The sequence below is a fragment of the Streptococcus mitis genome (assembly GCF_946190155.1).
Lineage (GTDB): Bacteria > Bacillota > Bacilli > Lactobacillales > Streptococcaceae > Streptococcus > Streptococcus mitis_CL.
This window is the reverse complement of the sequence record NZ_CAMHZL010000005.1, coordinates 18,228-38,088: the sequence shown is the minus strand read 5'-3', so window position 1 is coordinate 38,088 and position 19,861 is coordinate 18,228. Positions and strand designations below refer to the sequence as shown.

Sequence of the window (19,861 nt, the reverse complement as noted above, 5' to 3'; positions counted from 1 at the left end):
TGAAAAGGAAAACAAGATGAAAAAAACACTAAGCATTTTACTCGTAACAGTAGCTACCCTAACCATGGCAGCTTGTGGCAATACTACTACAGAAAAAGCTACCACACAGTCTAGCACAGAAACAAGTCAAAAGGCTAACGCAGAGACGACTTATCCGTTAACGGTTAAGACCTATGATGCTAAAGGGAATGAAGTTGAACAAGTTTTTGACAAGGCACCTGAAAAAGTGATCACCAACAATCTTTCAACCACTGAAATCTTATTGGAACTAGGTTTGAAAGATAAAATTGCTGGCATGCTCAACCCTGACAATGCTGTGACGGACAAATACAAGGACGCGATTGCGACGATTCCTCAAATTGGGGATAAAAAAACAGTCTCACAAGAGACAGTCCTTTCTTATGAGCCAGACGCTGTGATGGGTCGAAACATGATGTTTTCTGAAAAATCCTTGGGAACAGTTAGCGCTTGGAATGAAAACAAAATCCCAGTTTATACGCAAAAAGCTTCTCTCTCAACGATTCAGCAAGATTTGGGGAATATCGTAGAAGATGTCAAAAATCTTGGAATGATTTTTAATGTTCAGGACAAGGCTAATGAATACGCAGCCCAATTACAAACTAAAATTGACGCTGTTAAGAAAGCAAATCCAGCAAGCCAAGGTGAAAAGAAAAAGGCTTTGATTATGGTTGCGTATAATGATGAAACCTTCGGTGCCTACAAGTCTGCTTTGCAAGAAAGTTTGCTGAACCAACTTGGTTATACAAACGTTGCTACGGGGACATCAGGCTTGACCTTGGAAAATCTCGTGTCAATGGATCCTGAATTGATTATCTATGTAACCAGCGATCGTAATAAAAAATTGGATGAAAAAGCAGTAGAGTTGATGAAGGCAAATGCTGTTTTGGAAAGCGTTCCTGCTATTAAGAATCAAAAAATCATGACCATCTCTTACGATGAGTTGATGGACTATGGTCCAGCAGTGATTGATTCCCTTGAGAAAATCAATGACTTTATCAATAAATAATGAGTTTGATTGGGAAGGGATTCAAGTCAAAATCAGCCTTCCTTCTAACTACGACCCCAATCAAACCTATCCGGCTATTTTATTGAATGATGGGAACTTGGATTTCCTATCGTCCCTTTCCGAATCTGTGATTTTAGTGGGCTTGACCTCTAAAAATCGCCTAGATGACTACACTCCCTGGAAGGCAGCTGCTCTGAGAGATGGAGCTCCAGATTTTGGTGGTCAGGTCAACGCATATCATGATCATTTATTTGGAGGTCTTTTAGATAAGTTGCAGTTGCTTTATCGACTGGATGAAGCACGCCTTGCCTACGGAGGTTATTCACTAGGTGGTTTGGCGGCAGTCTACAGTCTTTTCAGCTTTAACAAGGTTTCCTGTGTCTTTTCGATCTGCGGTTCCTTTTGGTATCCTGATTTTGTGACTTACTGCAAGGAAGAGACAGTGAAAAATCTAGACTGTTTGCTGTATTTACAGAACGGTCAAACAGAAGGAGTCAATCATAGCAATCGCTTGGCTCAAGCACCAGTCTATGCTGAGAAAATCCATACCAGTCTTCAGAAATGCTATCCGAACGGTCAGTTTGTCTTTGATCCTTATGGACACCATGAACAAGTAGCTGAACGATTTCTAGCTTTTTCCAGCTGGTTGGCCCAAAAATGGAAAATCTAATAAAAGATTTATCCCTTGGCTTTTGCCAAGGGATTGTTGTATTTATTTAACCAAGGTTTTCTCTCTTTTTATCTGGATTCCATACGAAGCTTGCGATAAAGCTAAAGATGATGGTTAGGATAGCGAGGATAATGGCAAGGATGAGGGCAGGGATGCGGATAAGCCACCAGAGTGGGTTTGGTTTTTTATTATTGTGCCATTGTTTCGTTTCTTGGTCCAGACGTTGAAATTCTGCTTGGATACGATTGGCGACTGTTTCAATGCCTTCATCATTCATTTTCTTGATATCTGAGATATCGATTGGATTTCCAAAGTTCATATCGACACGCTCGCGGCTAACCAAGCCTTTCAAGGTCATAGGACCTGTGTAGGTAACCGGCATGATACGGACCTTGGCCATTTTGGCAATCAGAGCTACGCCACCCTTGACATCGTTTGAGTGACGGCTCCCACTTGGAAACATGATGAGAGAGCGATCACTTTTTTTAAGAACATTGATAGGATATTTGATGGCAGAAGCACTAGGATTTTCACGGTCGATAGGAAAGGCACCACACATACGAATCCACCAGCCAAAGATACGGTTGGTAAAGAGCTCTTTTTTGGCCATAAAGATAAATTGTTTTGGCTTGGTCGCAAAGGCCATGTAAACTGGATCCCACCAGGTACGGTGAGGCGCAACTAAAATATAATTTTCATCTTGATTAGGAATTTTATCAGTATTATGATAATGGGCATTGCCATTGATGGACCATAGGAGCAAGACAACCAATCCACGTAAATAAGTATAAAACATGCGATCTCCTTCGATTCTTTTCTTGTTATTATTATACCTTATCAAAGGAGGGCTGGCAAACTTTTCCCTTGACCAGGTCCATATTTGGGATGAGATTAGAATTCTTTTAGAAAAAATGATATGATAGAATTTATGGATAAAAATAAGATTATGGGATTAACCCAAAGAGAAGTCAAGGAAAGACAGGCTAAGGGCTTGGTCAATGATTTTACTGCATCGGCCAGTACTAGCACTTGGCAAATCGTTAAACGAAATGTCTTTACCCTTTTTAACGCTTTGAACTTTGCCATTGCTTTGGCCCTTGCCTTTGTGCAGGCTTGGAGCAATTTGGTCTTTTTTGCTGTTATCTGCTTTAACGCTTTTTCTGGGATTGTGACCGAGCTGCGGGCTAAACACATGGTGGACAAGCTCAATCTCATGACCAAGGAAAAGGTCAAGACTATTCGTGATGGCCAAGAAGTGGCTCTGAATCCTGAAGAATTGGTGTTAGGAGATGTTATTCGTTTGTCTGCAGGAGAGCAGATTCCTAGTGATGCCTTGGTTTTGGAAGGCTTTGCGGAAGTCAATGAAGCCATGTTGACGGGGGAAAGTGATTTGGTGCAAAAGGAAGTGGATGCCTTGCTTTTGTCAGGAAGTTTCCTAGCTAGTGGGTCAGTTTTAGCTCAAGTTCACCATGTCGGTGCAGACAACTATGCTGCCAAACTCATGCTGGAAGCCAAGACCGTTAAACCAATCAACTCTCGTATCATGAAATCGCTGGACAAGCTAGCTGGTTTTACTGGGAAGATTATCATTCCTTTTGGTCTGGCTCTTTTGCTAGAAGCCTTGCTGTTAAAAGGCCTGCCTCTCAAGTCATCCGTTGTAAATTCGTCGACAGCCCTACTGGGAATGTTGCCCAAGGGAATTGCCCTTTTGACCATTACTTCGCTTTTGACTGCGGTGATTAAGTTGGGCTTGAAAAAGGTCTTGGTGCAGGAGATGTACTCTGTTGAGACCTTGGCGCGCGTGGATATGCTCTGTTTGGATAAGACGGGCACCATCACCCAAGGAAAGATGCAGGTGGAGGCTGTACTTCCACTGACGGAAACTTATGGTGAAGAGACCATTGCCAGTATCCTGACCAGCTACATAGCCCATAGTGAGGATAAAAATCCAACTGCCCAAGCCATTCGCCAGCGTTTCCAAGGTCAGGTAGCCTACCCTATGATTTCCAATCTTCCCTTCTCAAGCGACCGCAAGTGGGGAGCCATGGAGTTAGAAGATTTGGGAACAGTTTTCTTAGGTGCGCCTGAGATGTTGCTGGACTCTGAAGTCCCAGAAGCCAGAGAGGCCTTGGAGAGAGGGTCACGTGTCTTGGTCTTGGCAGTCAGTCAGGAAAAACTAGACCATCACAAACCACATAAACCATCTGATATTCAGGCTCTGGCCTTGCTGGAGATTTTGGACCCTATTCGAGAAGGAGCAGCTGAAACTCTGGACTATCTCCGTTCTCAAGAAGTGGGACTCAAAATTATCTCTGGTGACAATCCGGTTACAGTTTCCAGTATTGCCCAGAAAGCTGGTTTTGCCGACTATCACAGCTATGTAGACTGTTCAAAAATCACGGATGAGGAATTGATTTCCCTGGCTGAAGAGACAGCTATTTTCGGACGTGTTTCCCCTCATCAAAAGAAACTCATCATCCAAACGCTGAAAAAAGCAGAGCATACAACGGCTATGACAGGGGACGGAGTCAATGATATCCTAGCCCTTCGTGAGGCGGATTGTTCTATCGTGATGGCTGAGGGAGATCCTGCGACTCGTCAGATTGCCAATCTGGTTCTCTTGAACTCTGACTTTAATGATGTTCCTGAGATTCTCTTCGAAGGCCGTCGGGTGGTCAATAACATCGCCCACATCGCACCGATTTTCTTGATTAAGACGATTTATTCCTTCTTGCTCGCAGTTATCTGTATCGCCAGTGCCCTTCTAGGAAGGTCAGAGTGGATTTTGATTTTCCCATTCATTCCGATCCAGATTACCATGATTGACCAGTTCGTGGAAGGTTTCCCACCATTCGTTCTAACTTTTGAGCGAAATATCAAACCTGTCGAGCCAAACTTCCTCAGAAGATCCATGCTTCGTGCTCTACCAAGTGCTCTCATGGTCGTCTTCAGCGTTCTTTTTGTGAAAATATTTGGAAGTAGCCAAGGTTGGTCTGAGTTAGAAATCTCAACTCTACTCTATTATCTCTTGGGATCAATTGGTTTCTTATCCGTATTTAGAGCCTGCATGCCATTTACCCTATGGCGTGTCCTCTTGATTGTTTGGTCAGTAGGAGGCTTCCTAGCCACAGCTCTCTTCCCAAGAATTCAAAAACTGCTTGAAATTTCAATCTTAACAGGACAAACATTACCTGTTTATGGTATCATGATGCTGTTCTTTACCGTGATTTTCATTTTGACCAGTCGCTACCAAGCTAGAAAATAAAGAAAGGCTGCAATCTGTGGATTGCGGTCTTTTTAGGTACAAGATTGCCAGTTGAAATGTGGTATAATAAGAGGTAATAGAGTTTTGGAAAGAGAGAGAGAATGATTTCAAAGAGATTAGAATTGGTGGCTTCCTTTGTTCCCCAAGGGGCTATTTTACTAGATGTGGGGAGTGACCATGCTTATCTGCCTATCGAGTTGGTCGAAAGAGGCCAAATCAAAAGCGCCATTGCAGGTGAGGTGGTGGAAGGTCCCTACCAATCTGCAGTCAAAAATGTTGATGCGCACGGTCTAAAGGAGAAAATCCAGGTTCGTTTAGCCAATGGCTTGGCAGCCTTTGAAGAGGCAGACCAAGTGTCGGTCATTACCATTGCTGGTATGGGGGGGCGTTTGATTGCTAGGATTTTAGAAGAAGGCTTGGACAAGTTAGCTAATGTAGAGCGTTTGATCCTCCAGCCTAATAATCGTGAAGACGACTTGCGTATCTGGTTGCAAGACAACGGATTTCAGATTATAGCCGAAAGCATCCTAGAAGAGGCTGGCAAGTTTTACGAGATTTTGGTGGTGGAAGCTGGACAAATGAAGCTATCAGCTAGTGATGTTCGATTTGGACCCTTCTTGTCCAAAGAAGTCAGCCCAGTCTTTGTCCAAAAATGGCAAAAAGAAGCTGAGAAGCTAGAGTTTGCCCTCGGACAAATCCCAGAAAAAAATCTGGAAGAACGTCAAGTTCTAGTAGATAAAATTCAAGCCATCAAGGAGGTGCTCCATGCTAGCAAGTGAAGTAATTAACGCATATGAAGCCTTTTGCCCTCAGGAATTTTCAATGGAGGGAGACAGTCGTGGTCTGCAAATTGGCACTTTAGACAAGGATATCCAAAGGGTCATGGTGGCTCTGGATATCCGTGAAGAAACGGTGGCTGAAGCCATTGAAAAGGGTGTGGACTTGATTATCGTCAAGCACGCGCCGATTTTCCGTCCCATCAAGGACTTGGTAGCCAATCGTCCACAAAATCAGATTTACATTGATCTCATCAAGTATGACATCGCAGTTTATGTCAGCCATACCAATATTGACATCGTTGAAAATGGCCTCAATGACTGGTTCTGTCAGATGCTAGGTATCAAGGAAACGACTTATCTGCAGGAGACAGGTCCAGAACGTGGAATTGGTCGTATTGGAAATGTTCAGCCTCAGAATTTTGGGGATTTCGCCCAACATGTCAAGCAAGTCTTTGGTCTAGATAGCCTTCGATTGGTGCATTATCAAGAGAGTGATTTGCAGAAGCCTCTTTCAAGAGTGGCCATCTGTGGTGGAAGCGGGCAGTCTTTCTATAAGGATGCTTTAGCTAAAGGAGCGGATGTCTATATCACTGGTGATATTTACTACCACACTGCCCAGGATATGTTGTCTGATGGGTTACTGGCATTGGACCCAGGTCACTATATTGAAGTGCTTTTTGTGGAAAAAATTTCTGCACTCCTTACTCAATGGGAGGCTGAAAAAGGCTGGACTATCGATATTGTACCTAGTCAAGCATCGACCAATCCTTTCCACCATATCTAGTTAGAAAGTGAAAACAATGAAAAAAGTTGCCATTATCGGAGCAGGGATTGTAGGTGCAACAGCTGCCTACTACCTCTCTAAAGAAAGTGACCTAGAGGTGACCGTTTTTGACCATGGACAAGGTCAAGCTACCAAGGCCGCAGCAGGAATTATCAGCCCTTGGTTTTCCAAACGCCGCAATAAGGACTGGTACAAAATGGCGCGCTTGGGGGCTGACTTTTATGTGGATTTATTAGCTGATTTAGAGAAGTCAGGACAAGAAATCGACTTTTACCAGCGTTCGGGAGTCTTTCTCCTGAAAAAGGATGAAACTAAGTTGGAAGAACTCTATCAACTAGCCCTCCAGCGTAGAGAAGAATCTCCTTTGATAGGGCAATTAGCCATTCTGGACCAAGAATCAGCTAACGAATTATTCCCTGGTTTGCAGGGATTTGATCACTTACTCTATGCTTCTGGTGGAGCGAGAGTAGATGGGCAGCTTTTGGTCACTCGTTTGCTAGAAACCAGTCAGGTCAAGCTGGTCAAAGAAAAAGTAACTCTGACACCTTTAGCATCAGGTTACCAGATTGACGAAGAAGTGTTTGATCAGGTTATTTTGGCGACGGGAGCTTGGTTGGGACACCTGTTAGAACCTTTAGGTTATGAAGTAGATGTTCGTCTCCAAAAGGGGCAACTCCGAGATTATCAACTTGCCCAAGACATGGAAGCTTACCCTGTTGTTATGCCAGAAGGTGAGTGGGATTTGATTCCTTTTGCAGGTGGGAAATTATCCCTAGGCGCTACTCATGAAAATGACATGGGATTTGATTTGACGGTAGATGAAACCTTGCTCAAACAAATGGAGGAGGCAGCCTTGCCCCACTATCCTGTTTTATCGGAAGCGACTTCCAGAAGTGAACGAGTGGGAATCCGTGCCTATACCAGCGATTTCTCTCCTTTCTTTGGGCAGGTTCCAGAATTGTCAGGTGTCTATGCTGCTAGTGGACTAGGTTCTTCAGGCCTCACAACTGGTCCTATCATTGGTTACCACCTAGCTCAACTGATCCAAGACAAGGAGTTGACCTTGGACCCTCTAAACTACCCAATTGAAAACTATGTCAAACGGGTAAAAAGCGAATAAGAATTTTACTGAAATTTTAGCCTCCCCTCTAGGATGGCAAATGACATTCCCTATCAAAAATGGTAAAATAAGAAAAAATAATCCGAGAATCGAGGAAAAAAGATGCAAGAAAAGATTTTGGTAACGGGTGGAGCAGGTTTTATCGGAACCCACACTGTTATTGAGTTAATCCAAGCAGGTCATCAGGTTGTTGTGGTGGATAACCTTGTCAACAGCAATCGCAAAAGTTTAGAAGTTGTTGAAAGAATCACAGGAGTTGAAGTGCCTTTCTATGAGGCAGATATCCGTGATACCGATACTCTAAGAGATATTTTCAAGCAAGAAGAACCAACAGGGGTCATTCACTTTGCTGGCTTGAAGGCTGTAGGTGAATCTACCCGTATTCCTCTTGCCTACTATGACAACAATATCGCTGGAACTGTTAGCCTTTTGAAAGTTATGGAAGAAAACAACTGTAAAAACATCATCTTCAGTTCTTCTGCGACAGTTTACGGAGATCCTCATACAGTGCCAATCTTGGAAGATTTCCCACTTTCAGTGACCAATCCCTATGGCCGCACTAAGCTTATGCTCGAGGAAATTTTGACGGATATTTACAAGGCAGACTCAGAATGGAATGTGGTCTTGCTTCGTTATTTCAACCCAATCGGAGCCCATGAGAGTGGTGATTTGGGAGAAAATCCAAACGGTATTCCAAACAACCTCTTGCCATATGTGACTCAAGTAGCAGTTGGAAAACTAGAACAAGTGCAAGTGTTTGGAGACGATTACGATACGGAAGACGGAACTGGTGTTCGCGACTATATCCACGTTGTCGATTTGGCTAAAGGTCACGTTGCAGCTCTACAAAAAATCCAAAAAGGTTCAGGCCTAAACATTTATAACCTTGGAACAGGTAAAGGCTATTCTGTTCTAGAAATTATCCAAAACATGGAAAAAGCAGTGGGACGTCCAATTCCTTACCGCATTGTAGACCGTCGCCCAGGGGATATCGCAGCCTGCTATTCAGATCCTGCAAAAGCCAAAGCAGAACTGGGCTGGGAAGCAGAACTCGGCATCACCCAAATGTGTGAAGACGCATGGCGTTGGCAAAGTAAGCATCCAAATGGATTTGAAGACTAAGATGGTGATGTCAATCATTGTCCCCTGTTTAAACGAAGAGGAAGTACTTCCTCTTTTTTATCAGGCTTTGGAAGCTTTACTTCCAGATTTGGAAACAGAAATCGAGTATGTCTTTGTCGACGATGGATCAAGTGATGGGACCTTGGAACTCTTAAAGACCTATCGGGAGCAAAATCCGGCAGTTCATTATATTTCTTTCTCGCGAAATTTTGGCAAAGAAGCAGCCCTCTATGCAGGCTTGCAATATGCGACAGGAGACCTAGTGGTGGTGATGGATGCAGATCTCCAGGATCCTCCTAGTATGTTGCTAGAGATGAAAACCTTACTAGACCAAAATGCAGATTTAGACTGTGTGGGAACACGGAGAACTAGTCGGGAGGGAGAACCCTTCTTTCGCAGTTTTTGTGCTAATCTCTTTTATCGCCTTATGCAAAAAATTAGTCCAGTAGCCTTGCCGTCAGGTGTCCGTGATTTTCGCATGATGAGAAGATCTGTAGTCGATGCTATTTTAAGCTTGACTGAGTCCAATCGTTTTTCTAAGGGGCTCTTTGCCTGGGTCGGCTTTAAAACTCACTATCTGGACTATCCAAATGTCGAAAGGCAGGCTGGCAAGACTAGTTGGAGTTTTAGGCAACTCTTTTTCTACTCTATTGAAGGGATTGTTAACTTTTCAGATTTTCCCTTGATTATAGCCTTTGTGGCAGGTCTCCTATCTTGTTTTATTTCTCTACTAATGACCTTTTTTGTTGTGGTTCGGACCCTCATTTTGGGCAATCCGACGTCAGGTTGGACCTCTCTGATGGCTGTTATTCTCTTTCTTGGAGGCATTCAACTCTTGACCATTGGGATTCTCGGCAAGTACATCAGTAAGATTTATCTAGAGACTAAAAAAAGACCACTTTATCTTATCAAAGAAAAAAGTGACCTTCCTGATTTTACAGAAAAAAATAAAGAGAAAAGACTATAATTTTGCATGGAAATATGCTAAACTAGAAGGAGTGGAACGTTCTTGTCGATATTAGAGTTAATCTTTAATCAAGGCACGTGTCGGACAGTTTTTCACGGCTTCTATTACGTCCTGACTAGGAGAAATTTCTTTTTCTAGTTGGTCAGGGTCATCGTAAAAACGCACGATTCCATTATCGTGGTAGTCAAATAAGTCAGAATAAGTTTGGCAAAGCCCACAGGCAATACAACGTTCAGGTATAAGTGTGATTTTCATATTTATATTGTAATAAGAAAAGTAAAAAAAAACAAGGAGTAAGGTATGGCAAAGGAACCGTGGCAAGAAGATATTTATGAGAATCAGGAAGAACAGACGAGAACGGAACGACGTCAACGTAATCAAAAAGGTACAGGCGTTGTTGCAAATCGTGTTTTGACGATTCTAGCTAGTCTCTTTTTCGTGATTGTTGTAGCAATGATAATAGTATTGATTTACCTTTCAAGCGGAGGGAGTAATCGCACAGCAGCCTTGAAAGATTTTTATGATTCATCTGCCCCTGCTTCAACTTCTGTAACAGAAGAATCGTCTTCTTCATCTAGCAAGACTGAAGAAGCAACTTCTACAGAGAGCTCCTCTAGTGAGAGTCATTCCGAAGAACATGCTGCTAGTGAAGGAACAATTACAGTTCAGGCTGGTGAGGGTGAAGCTGTCTTGGCACAACGTGCAGGTATTTCAATTGCTCAATTAGAAGCATTGAATCCTGGACATATGGCTACAGGATCTTGGTTTGCAAATCCTGGAGATGTGATTAAGACTAGATAGGAGTCATAAATGAAGACGATTCAAATTGCTATCGATGGTCCAGCTTCAAGCGGTAAGAGTACGGTTGCTAAGATTATTGCTAAAAATTTTGGTTATACCTATCTAGATACAGGTGCCATGTATCGTGCGGCGACCTATATGGCTCTGAAACACCAGTTAGGAGTGGAAGAGATTGAGGAACTTTTAGCCTTATTGGACCAGCATCCAATCAGCTTTGGGCGTTCAGAAACTGGAGAACAGCTTGTCTTTGTAGGAGATGTGGATATTACCCATCCTATTCGTGAAAATCAAGTAACCAATCATGTTTCTGCTATTGCGGCAATTCCTGAAGTACGTGAGAAACTAGTTTCTCTTCAACAAGAGATTGCCCAGCAAGGTGGGATTGTCATGGACGGTCGCGATATTGGAACTGTTGTATTGCCACAAGCAGAATTGAAAATTTTCTTAGTAGCTTCTGTTGATGAAAGAGCAGAGCGTCGTTACAAGGAAAATATTGCCAAGGGAATTGAAACAGACCTTGAAACCCTAAAAGAGGAAATTGCTGCGCGTGACTACAAGGATAGCCATCGTGAGACTTCACCTCTCAAACAAGCAGAGGATGCAGTTTACCTTGATACAACTGGACTAAGTATTCAAGAAGTAGTTGAAAAAATTGAATCAGAAGCAAAAAAACGAATGTCCTAGGGACCGTAGAAGCAGGCTAAAGCTAGCCTGCTTCTTTTCTATCAAACTGAACGCATTCCAAACCAGTCTTTTTTCGAGTTTTTTGATAAAATAGTACTATCAATGAAAAGGATGGAAGCATGACTAAGAAAATCGTAGCTATTTGGGCCCAGGATGAAGAGGGTGTGATTGGTAAGGACAATCGTCTGCCTTGGCATTTGCCAGCAGAACTGCAACACTTCAAAGAAACAACTCTTAATCATGCTATCTTGATGGGGCGTGTGACCTTTGATGGAATGGGGCGTCGCTTGCTTCCAAAACGGGAGACCTTGATTTTGACACGTAACCCGGAAGAAAAGATAGATGGGGTTACTACTTTTTATGATGTCCAGTCTGCCTTGGACTGGTATCAGGCTCAAGACAAGAATCTCTATATTCTCGGTGGAGAGCAGATTTTTCAGGCTTTTGAACCCTATTTGGATGAAGTAATTGTCACTCAAATCCATGCTCGGGTGGAAGGAGATACCTATTTTCCTGAGGAGTTTGATCTGTCCCTTTTTGAGACAGTTTCAAGCAAATCCTATACCAAGGATGAGAAAAATCCTTATGATTTTACCATCCAATACCGCAAGAGAAAGGAAGTCTAATGGAACGTAGTATATTTGGTTTTTTCACAGCCATGCTGTGCTTGGTCTGCTTGCTTGCAGGAGCACAGGCTTTTCGTAAAAAGCGCTATGGACTTTCTGTCCTGCTCTGGTTAAATGCATTTACCAATTTGGTCAATAGTATCCATGCTTTTTACATGACCTTATTTTAGATAGAATGACAGTATAGAATAGAACGGAAGGAAATCATGCCTACAAATAGGAATAATGATATGATGGTTTATTGCTCATTTTGTGGCAAAAGCCAAGAAGAAGTACAAAAAATAATCGCAGGTAACAACGCCTTTATCTGTAATGAATGTGTGGAGTTGGCTCAGGAAATCATTCGAGAGGAGTTGGCGGAAGAAGTCTTGGCAGACTTGTCTGAAGTTCCAAAACCAATCGAACTCCTCCACATCTTGAACCACTATGTAATTGGTCAAGATCGTGCCAAGCGTGCCTTGGCAGTGGCGGTTTACAACCACTACAAACGCATCAATTTCCACGATACGCGTGAAGAGTCCGAAGATGTGGATTTGCAGAAGTCAAACATCTTGATGATTGGCCCAACTGGTTCAGGGAAAACTTTCCTTGCCCAGACCTTGGCTAAGAGCTTGAATGTGCCTTTTGCGATTGCGGATGCAACAGCTCTTACTGAGGCTGGTTATGTGGGTGAGGACGTGGAAAATATCCTCCTCAAACTATTGCAGGCTGCTGACTTTAACATTGAGCGAGCAGAGCGTGGAATTATCTATGTGGATGAAATTGACAAGATTGCCAAGAAGAGCGAGAATGTATCGATCACACGTGACGTTTCTGGTGAAGGTGTGCAACAAGCCCTTCTCAAGATTATCGAGGGAACCGTTGCTAGTGTTCCGCCTCAAGGTGGACGTAAACATCCACAACAAGAGATGATTCAAGTGGATACAAAAAATATCCTCTTCATCGTGGGTGGTGCCTTTGATGGTATCGAAGAAATCGTCAAACAACGTCTGGGTGAAAAAGTCATCGGATTTGGTCAAAATAACAAGGCGATTGATGAAAATAGCTCTTACATGCAAGAAATCATCGCAGAAGATATTCAAAAATTCGGTATCATTCCTGAATTGATTGGACGCTTGCCTGTCTTTGCTGCTCTTGAGCAATTGACAGTGGATGACTTGGTTCGTATCTTGAAAGAGCCAAGAAATGCCTTGGTCAAACAATATCAAACCTTGCTTTCTTATGATGATGTTGAGTTGGAATTTGACGATGAAGCCCTTCAAGAAATTGCTAATAAGGCCATTGAACGGAAGACAGGGGCGCGTGGACTTCGCTCCATCATCGAAGAAACCATGCTGGATGTCATGTTTGAAGTACCGAGTCAGGAAAATGTGAAATTGGTCCGGATCACTAAAGAAGCTGTCGATGGAACGGATAAACCAATCCTAGAAACAGCCTAGAGGTGACTATGGAACTTAATACACACAATGCAGAAATCTTGCTCAGTGCGGCGAATAAATCCCACTATCCTCAGGATGAACTGCCAGAGATTGCCCTAGCAGGGCGTTCAAATGTTGGTAAATCTAGCTTTATCAATACCATGCTGAACCGTAAGAATCTAGCCCGAACATCAGGTAAACCTGGTAAAACCCAGCTTCTCAACTTCTTTAATATCGATGATAAGATGCGCTTTGTGGATGTGCCTGGTTATGGCTATGCCCGTGTTTCTAAAAAGGAACGTGAAAAGTGGGGGCGCATGATTGAGGAGTATCTAACGACTCGAGAAAATCTCCGTGCGGTGGTCAGTCTGGTGGATCTCCGTCACGATCCGTCAGCAGATGATGTGCAGATGTACGAATTTCTCAAGTATTATGAGATTCCAGTCATCATTGTGGCGACCAAGGCGGACAAGATTCCTCGTGGTAAATGGAACAAGCACGAATCAGCAATCAAAAAGAAATTAAACTTTGACCCAAGTGACGACTTTATCCTCTTTTCATCTGTCAGCAAGGCAGGGATGGATGAAGCTTGGGATGCAATCTTAGAAAAATTGTGAGGAAAAGAAAATGGCAAAAACAATTCATACAGACAAAGCTCCAAAGGCTATCGGACCCTATGTTCAAGGAAAAATCGTTGGCAACCTTTTGTTTGCTAGTGGTCAAGTTCCTCTCTCTCCTGAAACTGGGGAAATCGTTGGAGAAACGATCCAAGAACAGACAGAACAAGTCTTAAAAAACATCGGTGCTATTTTGGCAGAGGCAGGAACTGACTTTGACCATGTTGTCAAAACAACTTGTTTCTTGAGCGATATGAACGACTTTGTTCCTTTTAACGAGGTTTACCAAACGGCCTTTAAAGAGGAATTTCCAGCTCGTTCAGCAGTAGAGGTAGCTCGTCTTCCTCGTGATGTAAAAGTCGAAATCGAAGTCATCGCAGAGATTGGATAAGCTAGTTGAAGTTTGGTTCTGCCAAACTTCTTTTGATATAAGGAGAAAAAGATGACAAAGAAACAACTTCACTTGGTGATTGTGACAGGAATGAGTGGTGCAGGGAAAACAGTTGCCATTCAGTCCTTCGAAGATTTGGGTTATTTTACTATTGATAATATGCCTCCAGCTCTCTTGACTAAGTTTTTGCAGTTGGTGGAAACAAAGGAAGACGACCATAAGTTGGCCTTGGTAGTAGATATGCGTAGCCGTTCTTTCTTCTCAGAGATTCAAGCTGTTTTGGATGAGTTGGAAAACAAGGAAGAACTGGACTTTAAAATTCTCTTTTTGGATGCAGCTGATAAGGAATTGGTCGCTCGTTACAAGGAAACCAGACGGAGTCACCCGTTAGCAGCAGACGGTCGTATTTTGGATGGAATCAAGCTGGAACGTGAACTCTTGGCGCCTTTGAAAAATATGAGCCAAAATGTGGTGGATACGACTGAACTCACTCCACGTGAGCTGCGTAAAACCCTTGCAGAGCAGTTTTCTGATCAGGAACAATCCCAGTCTTTCCGTATCGAAGTCATGTCTTTTGGCTTTAAATATGGAATCCCGATTGATGCGGATTTGGTCTTTGATGTCCGATTCTTGCCAAATCCCTACTACCTACCAGAACTAAGAAACCAAACGGGAGTGGATGAACCAGTTTATGACTATGTCATGAACCATCCTGAGTCAGAAGATTTCTATCAACATTTGTTGGCCTTGATTGAGCCGATTTTGCCAAGTTACCAAAAGGAAGGGAAGTCCGTTTTGACTATCGCCATGGGGTGTACGGGTGGTCAACACCGTAGTGTGGCCTTTGCCAAACGCTTGGCGCAAGACTTATCTAAGAATTGGCCTGTCAATGAAGGGCATCGCGACAAAGACCGAAGAAAGGAAACGGTAAACCGTTCATGAGAAAACCAAAGATAACGGTGATTGGTGGAGGGACTGGGATCCCCGTCATTCTTAAAAGTCTGCGTGAAAAAGATGTGGAAATCGCTGCTATCGTAACGGTGGCCGATGATGGTGGTTCATCAGGTGAACTCCGAAAAAACATGCAGCAGTTGACACCGCCAGGAGATCTCCGCAATGTCCTTGTGGCCATGTCGGATATGCCTAAGTTTTATGAGAAAGTCTTTCAGTATCGCTTTTCTGAAGATGCAGGAGCCTTTGCTGGTCATCCATTGGGTAATCTCATCATTGCTGGCTTGTCAGAAATGCAGGGTTCGACCTATAATGCCATGCAGTTACTGAGCAAATTTTTCCATACAACAGGGAAGATTTATCCTTCCAGTGACCATCCTTTGACCCTTCATGCGGTCTTTCAGGATGGGACAGAAGTGGCTGGAGAGAGTCATATTGCAGACCATCCAGGCATGATTGACCATGTCTATGTGACCAATACCCTCAACGATGATACGCCTCTGGCCAGTCGTCGAGTAGTGCAGACCATTCTTGAAAGTGACATGATTGTCCTCGGACCTGGTTCCCTCTTTACCTCGATTTTGCCCAATATCGTGATTAAGGAAATCGGGCAGGCACTTTTGGAAACCAAGGCAGAAATCGCCTATGTCTGCAATATCATGACCCAACGTGGGGAGACGGAACACTTTACAGATAGTGACCACGTAGAGGTCTTGCATCGTCACCTTGGCCGACCTTTTATCGATACTGTCTTGGTGAATATTGAAAAAGTGCCTCAGGAATACATGAATTCCAACCGTTTTGATGAATACTTGGTACAGGTGGAACATGACTTTGCTGGCCTTTGTAAGCAAGTTCCGCGTGTGATTTCATCCAACTTCCTTCGTCTGGAAAATGGGGGTGCCTTCCACGATGGGGATTTGATTGTGGATGAATTGATGCGGATTATACAGGTGAGAAAATGAGTTTCACAGTAGCAGTAAAAGAAGAAATCTTAGGTCAACACCATCTGAGCCGGCATGAATTATCTGCCATTATCAAGATGTCTGGCAGTATAGGCCTCTCGACTTCGGGCTTGAACTTGTCAGTCGTGACAGAAAATGCCAAGCTGGCTCGTCACCTCTATGAGTCCTTTCTCCATTTCTATGAAATCAAATCAGAAATCCGTCACCACCAAAGAAGTAATCTTCGTAAGAATCGGGTCTATACCGTTTTTACAGATGAAAAGGTGCAGGACCTGCTGAGTGATTTGCACTTGGCAGACTCCTTTTTTGGCCTAGAAACAGGTATTGATGAGGAGATTTTATCAGATGAGGAAGCAGGTCGTGCTTATCTCTGTGGTGCTTTCTTGGCAAATGGCAGCATTCGTGATCCTGAATCGGGTAAGTACCAGTTGGAAATCAGTTCTGTTTATCTGGACCACGCGCAAGGGATTGCCTCTCTTCTCCAGCAGTTTTTGCTGGATGCCAAGGTGCTTGAGCGCAAAAAGGGAGCTGTGACCTATCTCCAGCGTGCCGAAGATATTATGGACTTCTTGATTGTCATCGGAGCTATGCAGGCGCGTGATGATTTTGAGCGGGTTAAGATTTTGCGAGAAACCCGTAATGACCTCAATCGGGCCAATAATGCCGAGACAGCTAATATCGCTCGGACAGTCTCTGCCAGCATGAAGACTATCAACAATATCAGCAAAATCAAAGATATCATGGGCTTAGAAAATCTGCCAGTGGATTTGCAGGAAGTGGCGCAACTGCGGATTCAACACCCAGACTACTCTATCCAGCAGTTAGCAGATAGTCTCAGCACTTCCCTTACAAAAAGTGGTGTTAATCACAGACTCAGAAAAATCAATAAGATAGCCGATGAACTATAAAACCACGAATCCTAGGACTCGTGGTTCTTTTTTATAAACTAGTAGAGTGTTTTGGTTGTACTTTTTGCTCAGGGTCGATGTAGTTAATGGCATTGTTAACAGCGGTTGGTGCTTCTCCGAGTCCTGTCGCAATCAGATCAATTTTTCCTTCGTAGTAGCAGCAGTCACCGATAGCATAGATACCTGCTTGGCTGGATTCCTGTTTGCTGTTGACAATAATCTTGTGACGGTTGAGGTCTAGACCCCAGTTTTTAAGGTTACCAACAGAAGATTTGAAACCATAGTTGACAAAGAGATGGTCTAGGTCAATAGTTTCTGTTTCATCAGATTTGACTTTTGTGATTTCAAGTTTATCGAGCGTTTTTCCATCTCCAAGGAGTTGGCTAGGGACGAATGGTGTCTTGATGGTCACAGATGATTCCTGTAAGGCTTGGACACTGTGTTCCAAGGCGCGGAAATTATCTCTGCGGTGGACAAGGGTTGTTGGTGCAATTTTTTCAAAAGCCAATGCCCAATCCACAGCCGAGTCTCCTCCACCAAGAATCGTCACTTTCTTACCAGCATATTGCTGGATGTTGGAAACGTGGTAGTGGATATTTTCATAGCCTTCAACGCCTTCTAGTTCCAGCGGACGTGGTTTGAAGGCACCGCCACCCATAGCGATGATAACTGTTTTAGTCAGGTGACTTCCTTTAGAAGTTGTAATGGCAAAGCCTTCTTCTTGTTTTTCAATCTCAAGAACTGTTTCATTGAGGTGAATAGGGGTATCAAAGCCGTCTAGTTGTTCAATTAAGCGGTTGGTCAACTCTTCTCCAGTCAAGTTTGGGAATCCCGGTACGTCTAAAATTTCCTTTTCAGGATAGAGAATGGCAGGTTGTCCACCGAGTTGGGGAAGAGAGTCGATGATTTGGACCTTGGCTTGGCGTAGGTGGGCATAAAAGGCCGCAAAAAGACCGACGGGACCACCACCTACAATGGTAATATCATAGAGTTGAGACATGGTTTCTCCTTTGTTTTTTCTAGTCAGTTTATTTTATCATATTTTTTCTTTAATTTAAAATGAAGTAGGATAGGGGAAAAAAATGCCAGAAAAATGGTATAATAGAAAGGAACGTGTTTGGACAGAGAGGAGACAGCAGATGAACTTTCAACAATTATCCAACCTGCAATATTGGACTAGTTTGTTTTCTAGTCCTTGGAGTATTGCCATCAATGTGTTTGATATTTTGATTGTGGCCTATATTTTATATCGTTTTACAAAAGCGATAGCTGGTACCAAGATTATGATTTTGGTGCGGGGAGTTGTGATCTTTGTATTAGCCCAGGTTGTGGCCAATATCCTTGGTTTAACAACGATTTCTTGGTTGATTAATCAGATTATCACCTATGGTGTCATTGCTGCAGTTGTGATCTTCTCTCCAGAGATTCGGACTGGTTTGGAACGTTTGGGAAGGGCGACAGATTTCTTTTCTACTGCTCAAATTAGTGCAGAGGAGCAAATGATTCGTGCCTTTGTCAAGTCGGTTGAATATATGAGTCCTCGTAAGATTGGTGCTCTGGTTGCCATCCAACGAGTTCGGACCTTGCAAGAATACATTGCGACAGGGATTCCTTTGGATGCCAATATTTCAGCTGAACTCCTTATTAATATCTTTATCCCCAACACTCCCCTACACGATGGTGCTGTGATTATCAGAGAAAATCGGATTGCAGTCACCTCTGCCTATCTACCCTTAACAGAAAGCACAGGGATTTCAAAGGAATTTGGGACCAGACACCGGGCGGCTATCGGTTTGTCAGAAGTATCCGATGCCTTGACCTTCATCGTCTCAGAGGAAACAGGTGGCATTTCTATTACCTATAACGGTGTTTTCAAGCACGACTTGACGATTGAAGAATTTGAAGCAGAGCTACGAGCAATTCTTTTGCCAGTCGTTGAGGAAAAAGTCAGTTTCAAGGACCGTTTGTTAGGAGGTTGGAAATATGAGAAAAAATAGTCTATACATCATTTCATCTCTCTTTTTTGCTTGTATCTTATTCATCTATGCAACGTCAACCAACTTTCAAAATAGTAATACCGCAAGGCAGGTTAAATCAGAAACTTACACCAATACGATAACGAACGTTCCTATCGATATCCGCTATGATGATGACCAGTATTTCATTAGCGGGTTTGCATCAGAAGTTTCAGTGGTATTAACCGGAGCCAATCGTGTGACCTTGGCCAGCGAAATGCAGGAGAGCACTCGTAAGTTTAAGGTAACTGCTGATTTGACGGATGCCAGTGTTGGAACGATTGAAGTTCCCTTGAATATTGAAAATCTTCCAAGTGGATTGACCGCTGTGGCAACGCCTCAAAAGATCACAGTGAAAGTTGGGAAGAAGGTTAAGCGAGATGGGATGATTGTTGTGCCACAAGTTGACCAAAGCCAAATTGATTCGAAACTACAAATTGATAGTGTAACCGTATCAAATGAACGGGTTTCTGTCACAACTGACCAAGAAACATTAGCTAAAATTGATCGTATTATTGCGCTTTTACCAACTAGCGAACGCATAACAGGTAATTATAGCGGTTCAGTACCTTTGCAGGCAATTGACCGCAATGGTGTTGTCTTACCAGCAGTTATCACTCCGTTTGATACAACAATGAAGGTGACTACAAAACCTGTGACACCAAGTTCAAGCACATCAAATTCAACAACAAGCAGTTCGTCGGAGACATCCTCGTCAACGAAAGCAACTAGTTCAAAAACGAATTAAAAA

Annotated in this window: 23 protein-coding genes; 20 read left to right on the top strand and 3 right to left on the bottom strand. The window is 43.1% G+C overall.

Features of this window, described 5'->3' with window-relative positions:
- Nucleotides 1-16 precede the first annotated feature (16 nt).
- Nucleotides 17-1,027 (top strand): ABC transporter substrate-binding protein, encoded by a 1,011-nt coding sequence (locus tag N8O80_RS05535; RefSeq protein WP_261027152.1) that lies wholly within the window; start codon nt 17-19, stop codon nt 1,025-1,027.
- Nucleotides 1,008-1,697, top strand: coding sequence for an alpha/beta hydrolase-fold protein (locus tag N8O80_RS05530; protein ID WP_261027151.1), 690 nt, complete (start codon nt 1,008-1,010; stop codon nt 1,695-1,697). Before N8O80_RS05535 ends, N8O80_RS05530 begins: the two co-directional genes overlap by 20 nt.
- 46 nt (nt 1,698-1,743) lie before the next feature.
- On the opposite strand, the gene N8O80_RS05525 is transcribed toward N8O80_RS05530, so the two are convergent.
- The gene (locus N8O80_RS05525) at nt 1,744-2,493 is read right to left on the bottom strand and encodes a lysophospholipid acyltransferase family protein (RefSeq protein ID WP_125431812.1); all 750 of its coding nucleotides are present in this window, start codon (nt 2,491-2,493) and stop codon (nt 1,744-1,746) included.
- A gap of 132 nt (nt 2,494-2,625) precedes the next feature.
- Here N8O80_RS05525 and N8O80_RS05520 point away from each other — a divergent pair, with 132 nt between their 5' ends.
- The 6 genes from N8O80_RS05520 (at nt 2,626) to N8O80_RS05495 (ending at nt 9,734) form a co-directional block, all read left to right on the top strand.
- Nucleotides 2,626-4,962 carry a cation-translocating P-type ATPase gene (locus N8O80_RS05520; RefSeq protein ID WP_261027264.1) on the top strand — a complete coding sequence of 779 codons (2,337 nt, stop codon included), beginning with the start codon at nt 2,626-2,628 and terminating at the stop codon, nt 4,960-4,962.
- 101 nt (nt 4,963-5,063) lie between these two features.
- Nucleotides 5,064-5,741 (top strand): tRNA (adenine(22)-N(1))-methyltransferase, encoded by a 678-nt coding sequence (locus N8O80_RS05515; protein ID WP_261027150.1) that lies wholly within the window; start codon nt 5,064-5,066, stop codon nt 5,739-5,741.
- Nucleotides 5,728-6,525, top strand: a complete 798-nt coding sequence (locus N8O80_RS05510) for a Nif3-like dinuclear metal center hexameric protein (protein ID WP_261027149.1) — start codon at nt 5,728-5,730, stop codon at nt 6,523-6,525. Before N8O80_RS05515 ends, N8O80_RS05510 begins: the two co-directional genes overlap by 14 nt.
- Before the next feature lie 16 nt (nt 6,526-6,541).
- The gene (locus N8O80_RS05505) at nt 6,542-7,645 is read left to right on the top strand and encodes an NAD(P)/FAD-dependent oxidoreductase (RefSeq protein WP_261027148.1); all 1,104 of its coding nucleotides are present in this window, start codon (nt 6,542-6,544) and stop codon (nt 7,643-7,645) included.
- Between the two features lie 102 nt (nt 7,646-7,747).
- Nucleotides 7,748-8,767, top strand: coding sequence for a UDP-glucose 4-epimerase GalE (gene galE / locus N8O80_RS05500; RefSeq protein WP_261027147.1), 1,020 nt, complete (start codon nt 7,748-7,750; stop codon nt 8,765-8,767).
- 1 nt (nt 8,768) lies between these two features.
- A complete protein-coding gene (locus N8O80_RS05495; protein ID WP_314732580.1) occupies nt 8,769-9,734 on the top strand; it encodes a glycosyltransferase family 2 protein in 966 nt (321 codons plus the stop codon).
- A 57-nt stretch (nt 9,735-9,791) separates the two neighbouring features.
- Here N8O80_RS05495 and N8O80_RS05490 read toward each other — a convergent pair whose 3' ends face one another.
- On the bottom strand, nt 9,792-9,989 hold the full coding sequence (locus tag N8O80_RS05490; RefSeq protein WP_161681760.1) for a ferredoxin: 198 nt from the start codon (nt 9,987-9,989) through the stop codon (nt 9,792-9,794).
- A 45-nt stretch (nt 9,990-10,034) separates the two neighbouring features.
- On the opposite strand from N8O80_RS05490, the gene N8O80_RS05485 reads away from it, so the two are divergent.
- The 10 genes from N8O80_RS05485 (at nt 10,035) to whiA (ending at nt 17,095) form a co-directional block, all read left to right on the top strand.
- Nucleotides 10,035-10,535 carry an SAG1386/EF1546 family surface-associated protein gene (locus N8O80_RS05485; RefSeq protein ID WP_061590353.1) on the top strand — a complete coding sequence of 167 codons (501 nt, stop codon included), beginning with the start codon at nt 10,035-10,037 and terminating at the stop codon, nt 10,533-10,535.
- A gap of 9 nt (nt 10,536-10,544) precedes the next feature.
- The gene (gene cmk / locus N8O80_RS05480; protein WP_261027144.1) at nt 10,545-11,219 is read left to right on the top strand and encodes a (d)CMP kinase; all 675 of its coding nucleotides are present in this window, start codon (nt 10,545-10,547) and stop codon (nt 11,217-11,219) included.
- A gap of 119 nt (nt 11,220-11,338) precedes the next feature.
- The gene (locus N8O80_RS05475) at nt 11,339-11,845 is read left to right on the top strand and encodes a dihydrofolate reductase (RefSeq protein ID WP_261027143.1); all 507 of its coding nucleotides are present in this window, start codon (nt 11,339-11,341) and stop codon (nt 11,843-11,845) included.
- Nucleotides 11,845-12,015 (top strand): hypothetical protein, encoded by a 171-nt coding sequence (locus N8O80_RS05470; RefSeq protein WP_000442260.1) that lies wholly within the window; start codon nt 11,845-11,847, stop codon nt 12,013-12,015. Before N8O80_RS05475 ends, N8O80_RS05470 begins: the two co-directional genes overlap by 1 nt.
- Nucleotides 12,016-12,051: 36 nt before the next feature.
- Nucleotides 12,052-13,284 carry an ATP-dependent Clp protease ATP-binding subunit ClpX gene (gene clpX, locus N8O80_RS05465; RefSeq protein ID WP_012972566.1) on the top strand — a complete coding sequence of 411 codons (1,233 nt, stop codon included), beginning with the start codon at nt 12,052-12,054 and terminating at the stop codon, nt 13,282-13,284.
- Nucleotides 13,285-13,292: 8 nt separating this feature from the next.
- Nucleotides 13,293-13,880, top strand: coding sequence for a ribosome biogenesis GTP-binding protein YihA/YsxC (yihA, locus tag N8O80_RS05460; protein ID WP_000422605.1), 588 nt, complete (start codon nt 13,293-13,295; stop codon nt 13,878-13,880).
- A gap of 10 nt (nt 13,881-13,890) precedes the next feature.
- Nucleotides 13,891-14,271, top strand: a complete 381-nt coding sequence (locus N8O80_RS05455; protein WP_001140420.1) for a RidA family protein — start codon at nt 13,891-13,893, stop codon at nt 14,269-14,271.
- A gap of 51 nt (nt 14,272-14,322) precedes the next feature.
- Complete coding sequence (rapZ, locus tag N8O80_RS05450; protein ID WP_261027142.1) at nt 14,323-15,213, top strand: RNase adapter RapZ; 891 nt, start codon at nt 14,323-14,325, stop codon at nt 15,211-15,213.
- Nucleotides 15,210-16,187, top strand: a complete 978-nt coding sequence (locus N8O80_RS05445; RefSeq protein WP_001231075.1) for a YvcK family protein — start codon at nt 15,210-15,212, stop codon at nt 16,185-16,187. The genes rapZ and N8O80_RS05445 overlap by 4 nt, the downstream gene beginning before the upstream one ends.
- Entirely contained in the window at nt 16,184-17,095 is a 912-nt protein-coding gene (gene whiA / locus N8O80_RS05440; protein WP_261027141.1) for a DNA-binding protein WhiA, read from the top strand. The genes N8O80_RS05445 and whiA overlap by 4 nt, the downstream gene beginning before the upstream one ends.
- Nucleotides 17,096-17,126: 31 nt before the next feature.
- On the opposite strand, the gene N8O80_RS05435 is transcribed toward whiA, so the two are convergent.
- Nucleotides 17,127-18,095: an NAD(P)/FAD-dependent oxidoreductase gene (locus tag N8O80_RS05435; RefSeq protein ID WP_261027140.1), complete on the bottom strand. Its 969-nt coding sequence runs from the start codon at nt 18,093-18,095 to the stop codon at nt 17,127-17,129.
- Between the two features lie 139 nt (nt 18,096-18,234).
- On the opposite strand from N8O80_RS05435, the gene cdaA reads away from it, so the two are divergent.
- Together cdaA and N8O80_RS05425 are read left to right on the top strand one after the other, a co-directional pair.
- Complete coding sequence (gene cdaA / locus N8O80_RS05430; RefSeq protein ID WP_049487014.1) at nt 18,235-19,092, top strand: diadenylate cyclase CdaA; 858 nt, start codon at nt 18,235-18,237, stop codon at nt 19,090-19,092.
- A complete protein-coding gene (locus N8O80_RS05425; RefSeq protein WP_261027138.1) occupies nt 19,079-19,858 on the top strand; it encodes a CdaR family protein in 780 nt (259 codons plus the stop codon). Before cdaA ends, N8O80_RS05425 begins: the two co-directional genes overlap by 14 nt.
- The last annotated feature ends 3 nt before the right edge of the window (nt 19,859-19,861 follow it).

Excerpts from the sequence above, each read along its gene's own strand:
- N8O80_RS05535 (WP_261027152.1), top strand. The coding sequence starts at position 17 with ATGAAAAAAACACTAAGCATTTTACTCGTAACAGTAGCTACCCTAACC.
- N8O80_RS05530 (WP_261027151.1), top strand. The coding sequence starts at position 1,008 with ATGACTTTATCAATAAATAATGAGTTTGATTGGGAAGGGATTCAAGTC.
- N8O80_RS05525 (WP_125431812.1), bottom strand. The coding sequence starts at position 2,493 with ATGTTTTATACTTATTTACGTGGATTGGTTGTCTTGCTCCTATGGTCC.
- N8O80_RS05520 (WP_261027264.1), top strand. The coding sequence starts at position 2,626 with ATGGATAAAAATAAGATTATGGGATTAACCCAAAGAGAAGTCAAGGAA.
- N8O80_RS05515 (WP_261027150.1), top strand. The coding sequence starts at position 5,064 with ATGATTTCAAAGAGATTAGAATTGGTGGCTTCCTTTGTTCCCCAAGGG.
- N8O80_RS05510 (WP_261027149.1), top strand. The coding sequence starts at position 5,728 with ATGCTAGCAAGTGAAGTAATTAACGCATATGAAGCCTTTTGCCCTCAG.
- N8O80_RS05505 (WP_261027148.1), top strand. The coding sequence starts at position 6,542 with ATGAAAAAAGTTGCCATTATCGGAGCAGGGATTGTAGGTGCAACAGCT.
- galE (WP_261027147.1), top strand. The coding sequence starts at position 7,748 with ATGCAAGAAAAGATTTTGGTAACGGGTGGAGCAGGTTTTATCGGAACC.
- N8O80_RS05495 (WP_314732580.1), top strand. The coding sequence starts at position 8,769 with ATGGTGATGTCAATCATTGTCCCCTGTTTAAACGAAGAGGAAGTACTT.
- N8O80_RS05490 (WP_161681760.1), bottom strand. The coding sequence starts at position 9,989 with ATGAAAATCACACTTATACCTGAACGTTGTATTGCCTGTGGGCTTTGC.
- N8O80_RS05485 (WP_061590353.1), top strand. The coding sequence starts at position 10,035 with ATGGCAAAGGAACCGTGGCAAGAAGATATTTATGAGAATCAGGAAGAA.
- cmk (WP_261027144.1), top strand. The coding sequence starts at position 10,545 with ATGAAGACGATTCAAATTGCTATCGATGGTCCAGCTTCAAGCGGTAAG.
- N8O80_RS05475 (WP_261027143.1), top strand. The coding sequence starts at position 11,339 with ATGACTAAGAAAATCGTAGCTATTTGGGCCCAGGATGAAGAGGGTGTG.
- N8O80_RS05470 (WP_000442260.1), top strand. The coding sequence starts at position 11,845 with ATGGAACGTAGTATATTTGGTTTTTTCACAGCCATGCTGTGCTTGGTC.
- clpX (WP_012972566.1), top strand. The coding sequence starts at position 12,052 with ATGCCTACAAATAGGAATAATGATATGATGGTTTATTGCTCATTTTGT.
- yihA (WP_000422605.1), top strand. The coding sequence starts at position 13,293 with ATGGAACTTAATACACACAATGCAGAAATCTTGCTCAGTGCGGCGAAT.
- N8O80_RS05455 (WP_001140420.1), top strand. The coding sequence starts at position 13,891 with ATGGCAAAAACAATTCATACAGACAAAGCTCCAAAGGCTATCGGACCC.
- rapZ (WP_261027142.1), top strand. The coding sequence starts at position 14,323 with ATGACAAAGAAACAACTTCACTTGGTGATTGTGACAGGAATGAGTGGT.
- N8O80_RS05445 (WP_001231075.1), top strand. The coding sequence starts at position 15,210 with ATGAGAAAACCAAAGATAACGGTGATTGGTGGAGGGACTGGGATCCCC.
- whiA (WP_261027141.1), top strand. The coding sequence starts at position 16,184 with ATGAGTTTCACAGTAGCAGTAAAAGAAGAAATCTTAGGTCAACACCAT.
- N8O80_RS05435 (WP_261027140.1), bottom strand. The coding sequence starts at position 18,095 with ATGTCTCAACTCTATGATATTACCATTGTAGGTGGTGGTCCCGTCGGT.
- cdaA (WP_049487014.1), top strand. The coding sequence starts at position 18,235 with ATGAACTTTCAACAATTATCCAACCTGCAATATTGGACTAGTTTGTTT.
- N8O80_RS05425 (WP_261027138.1), top strand. The coding sequence starts at position 19,079 with ATGAGAAAAAATAGTCTATACATCATTTCATCTCTCTTTTTTGCTTGT.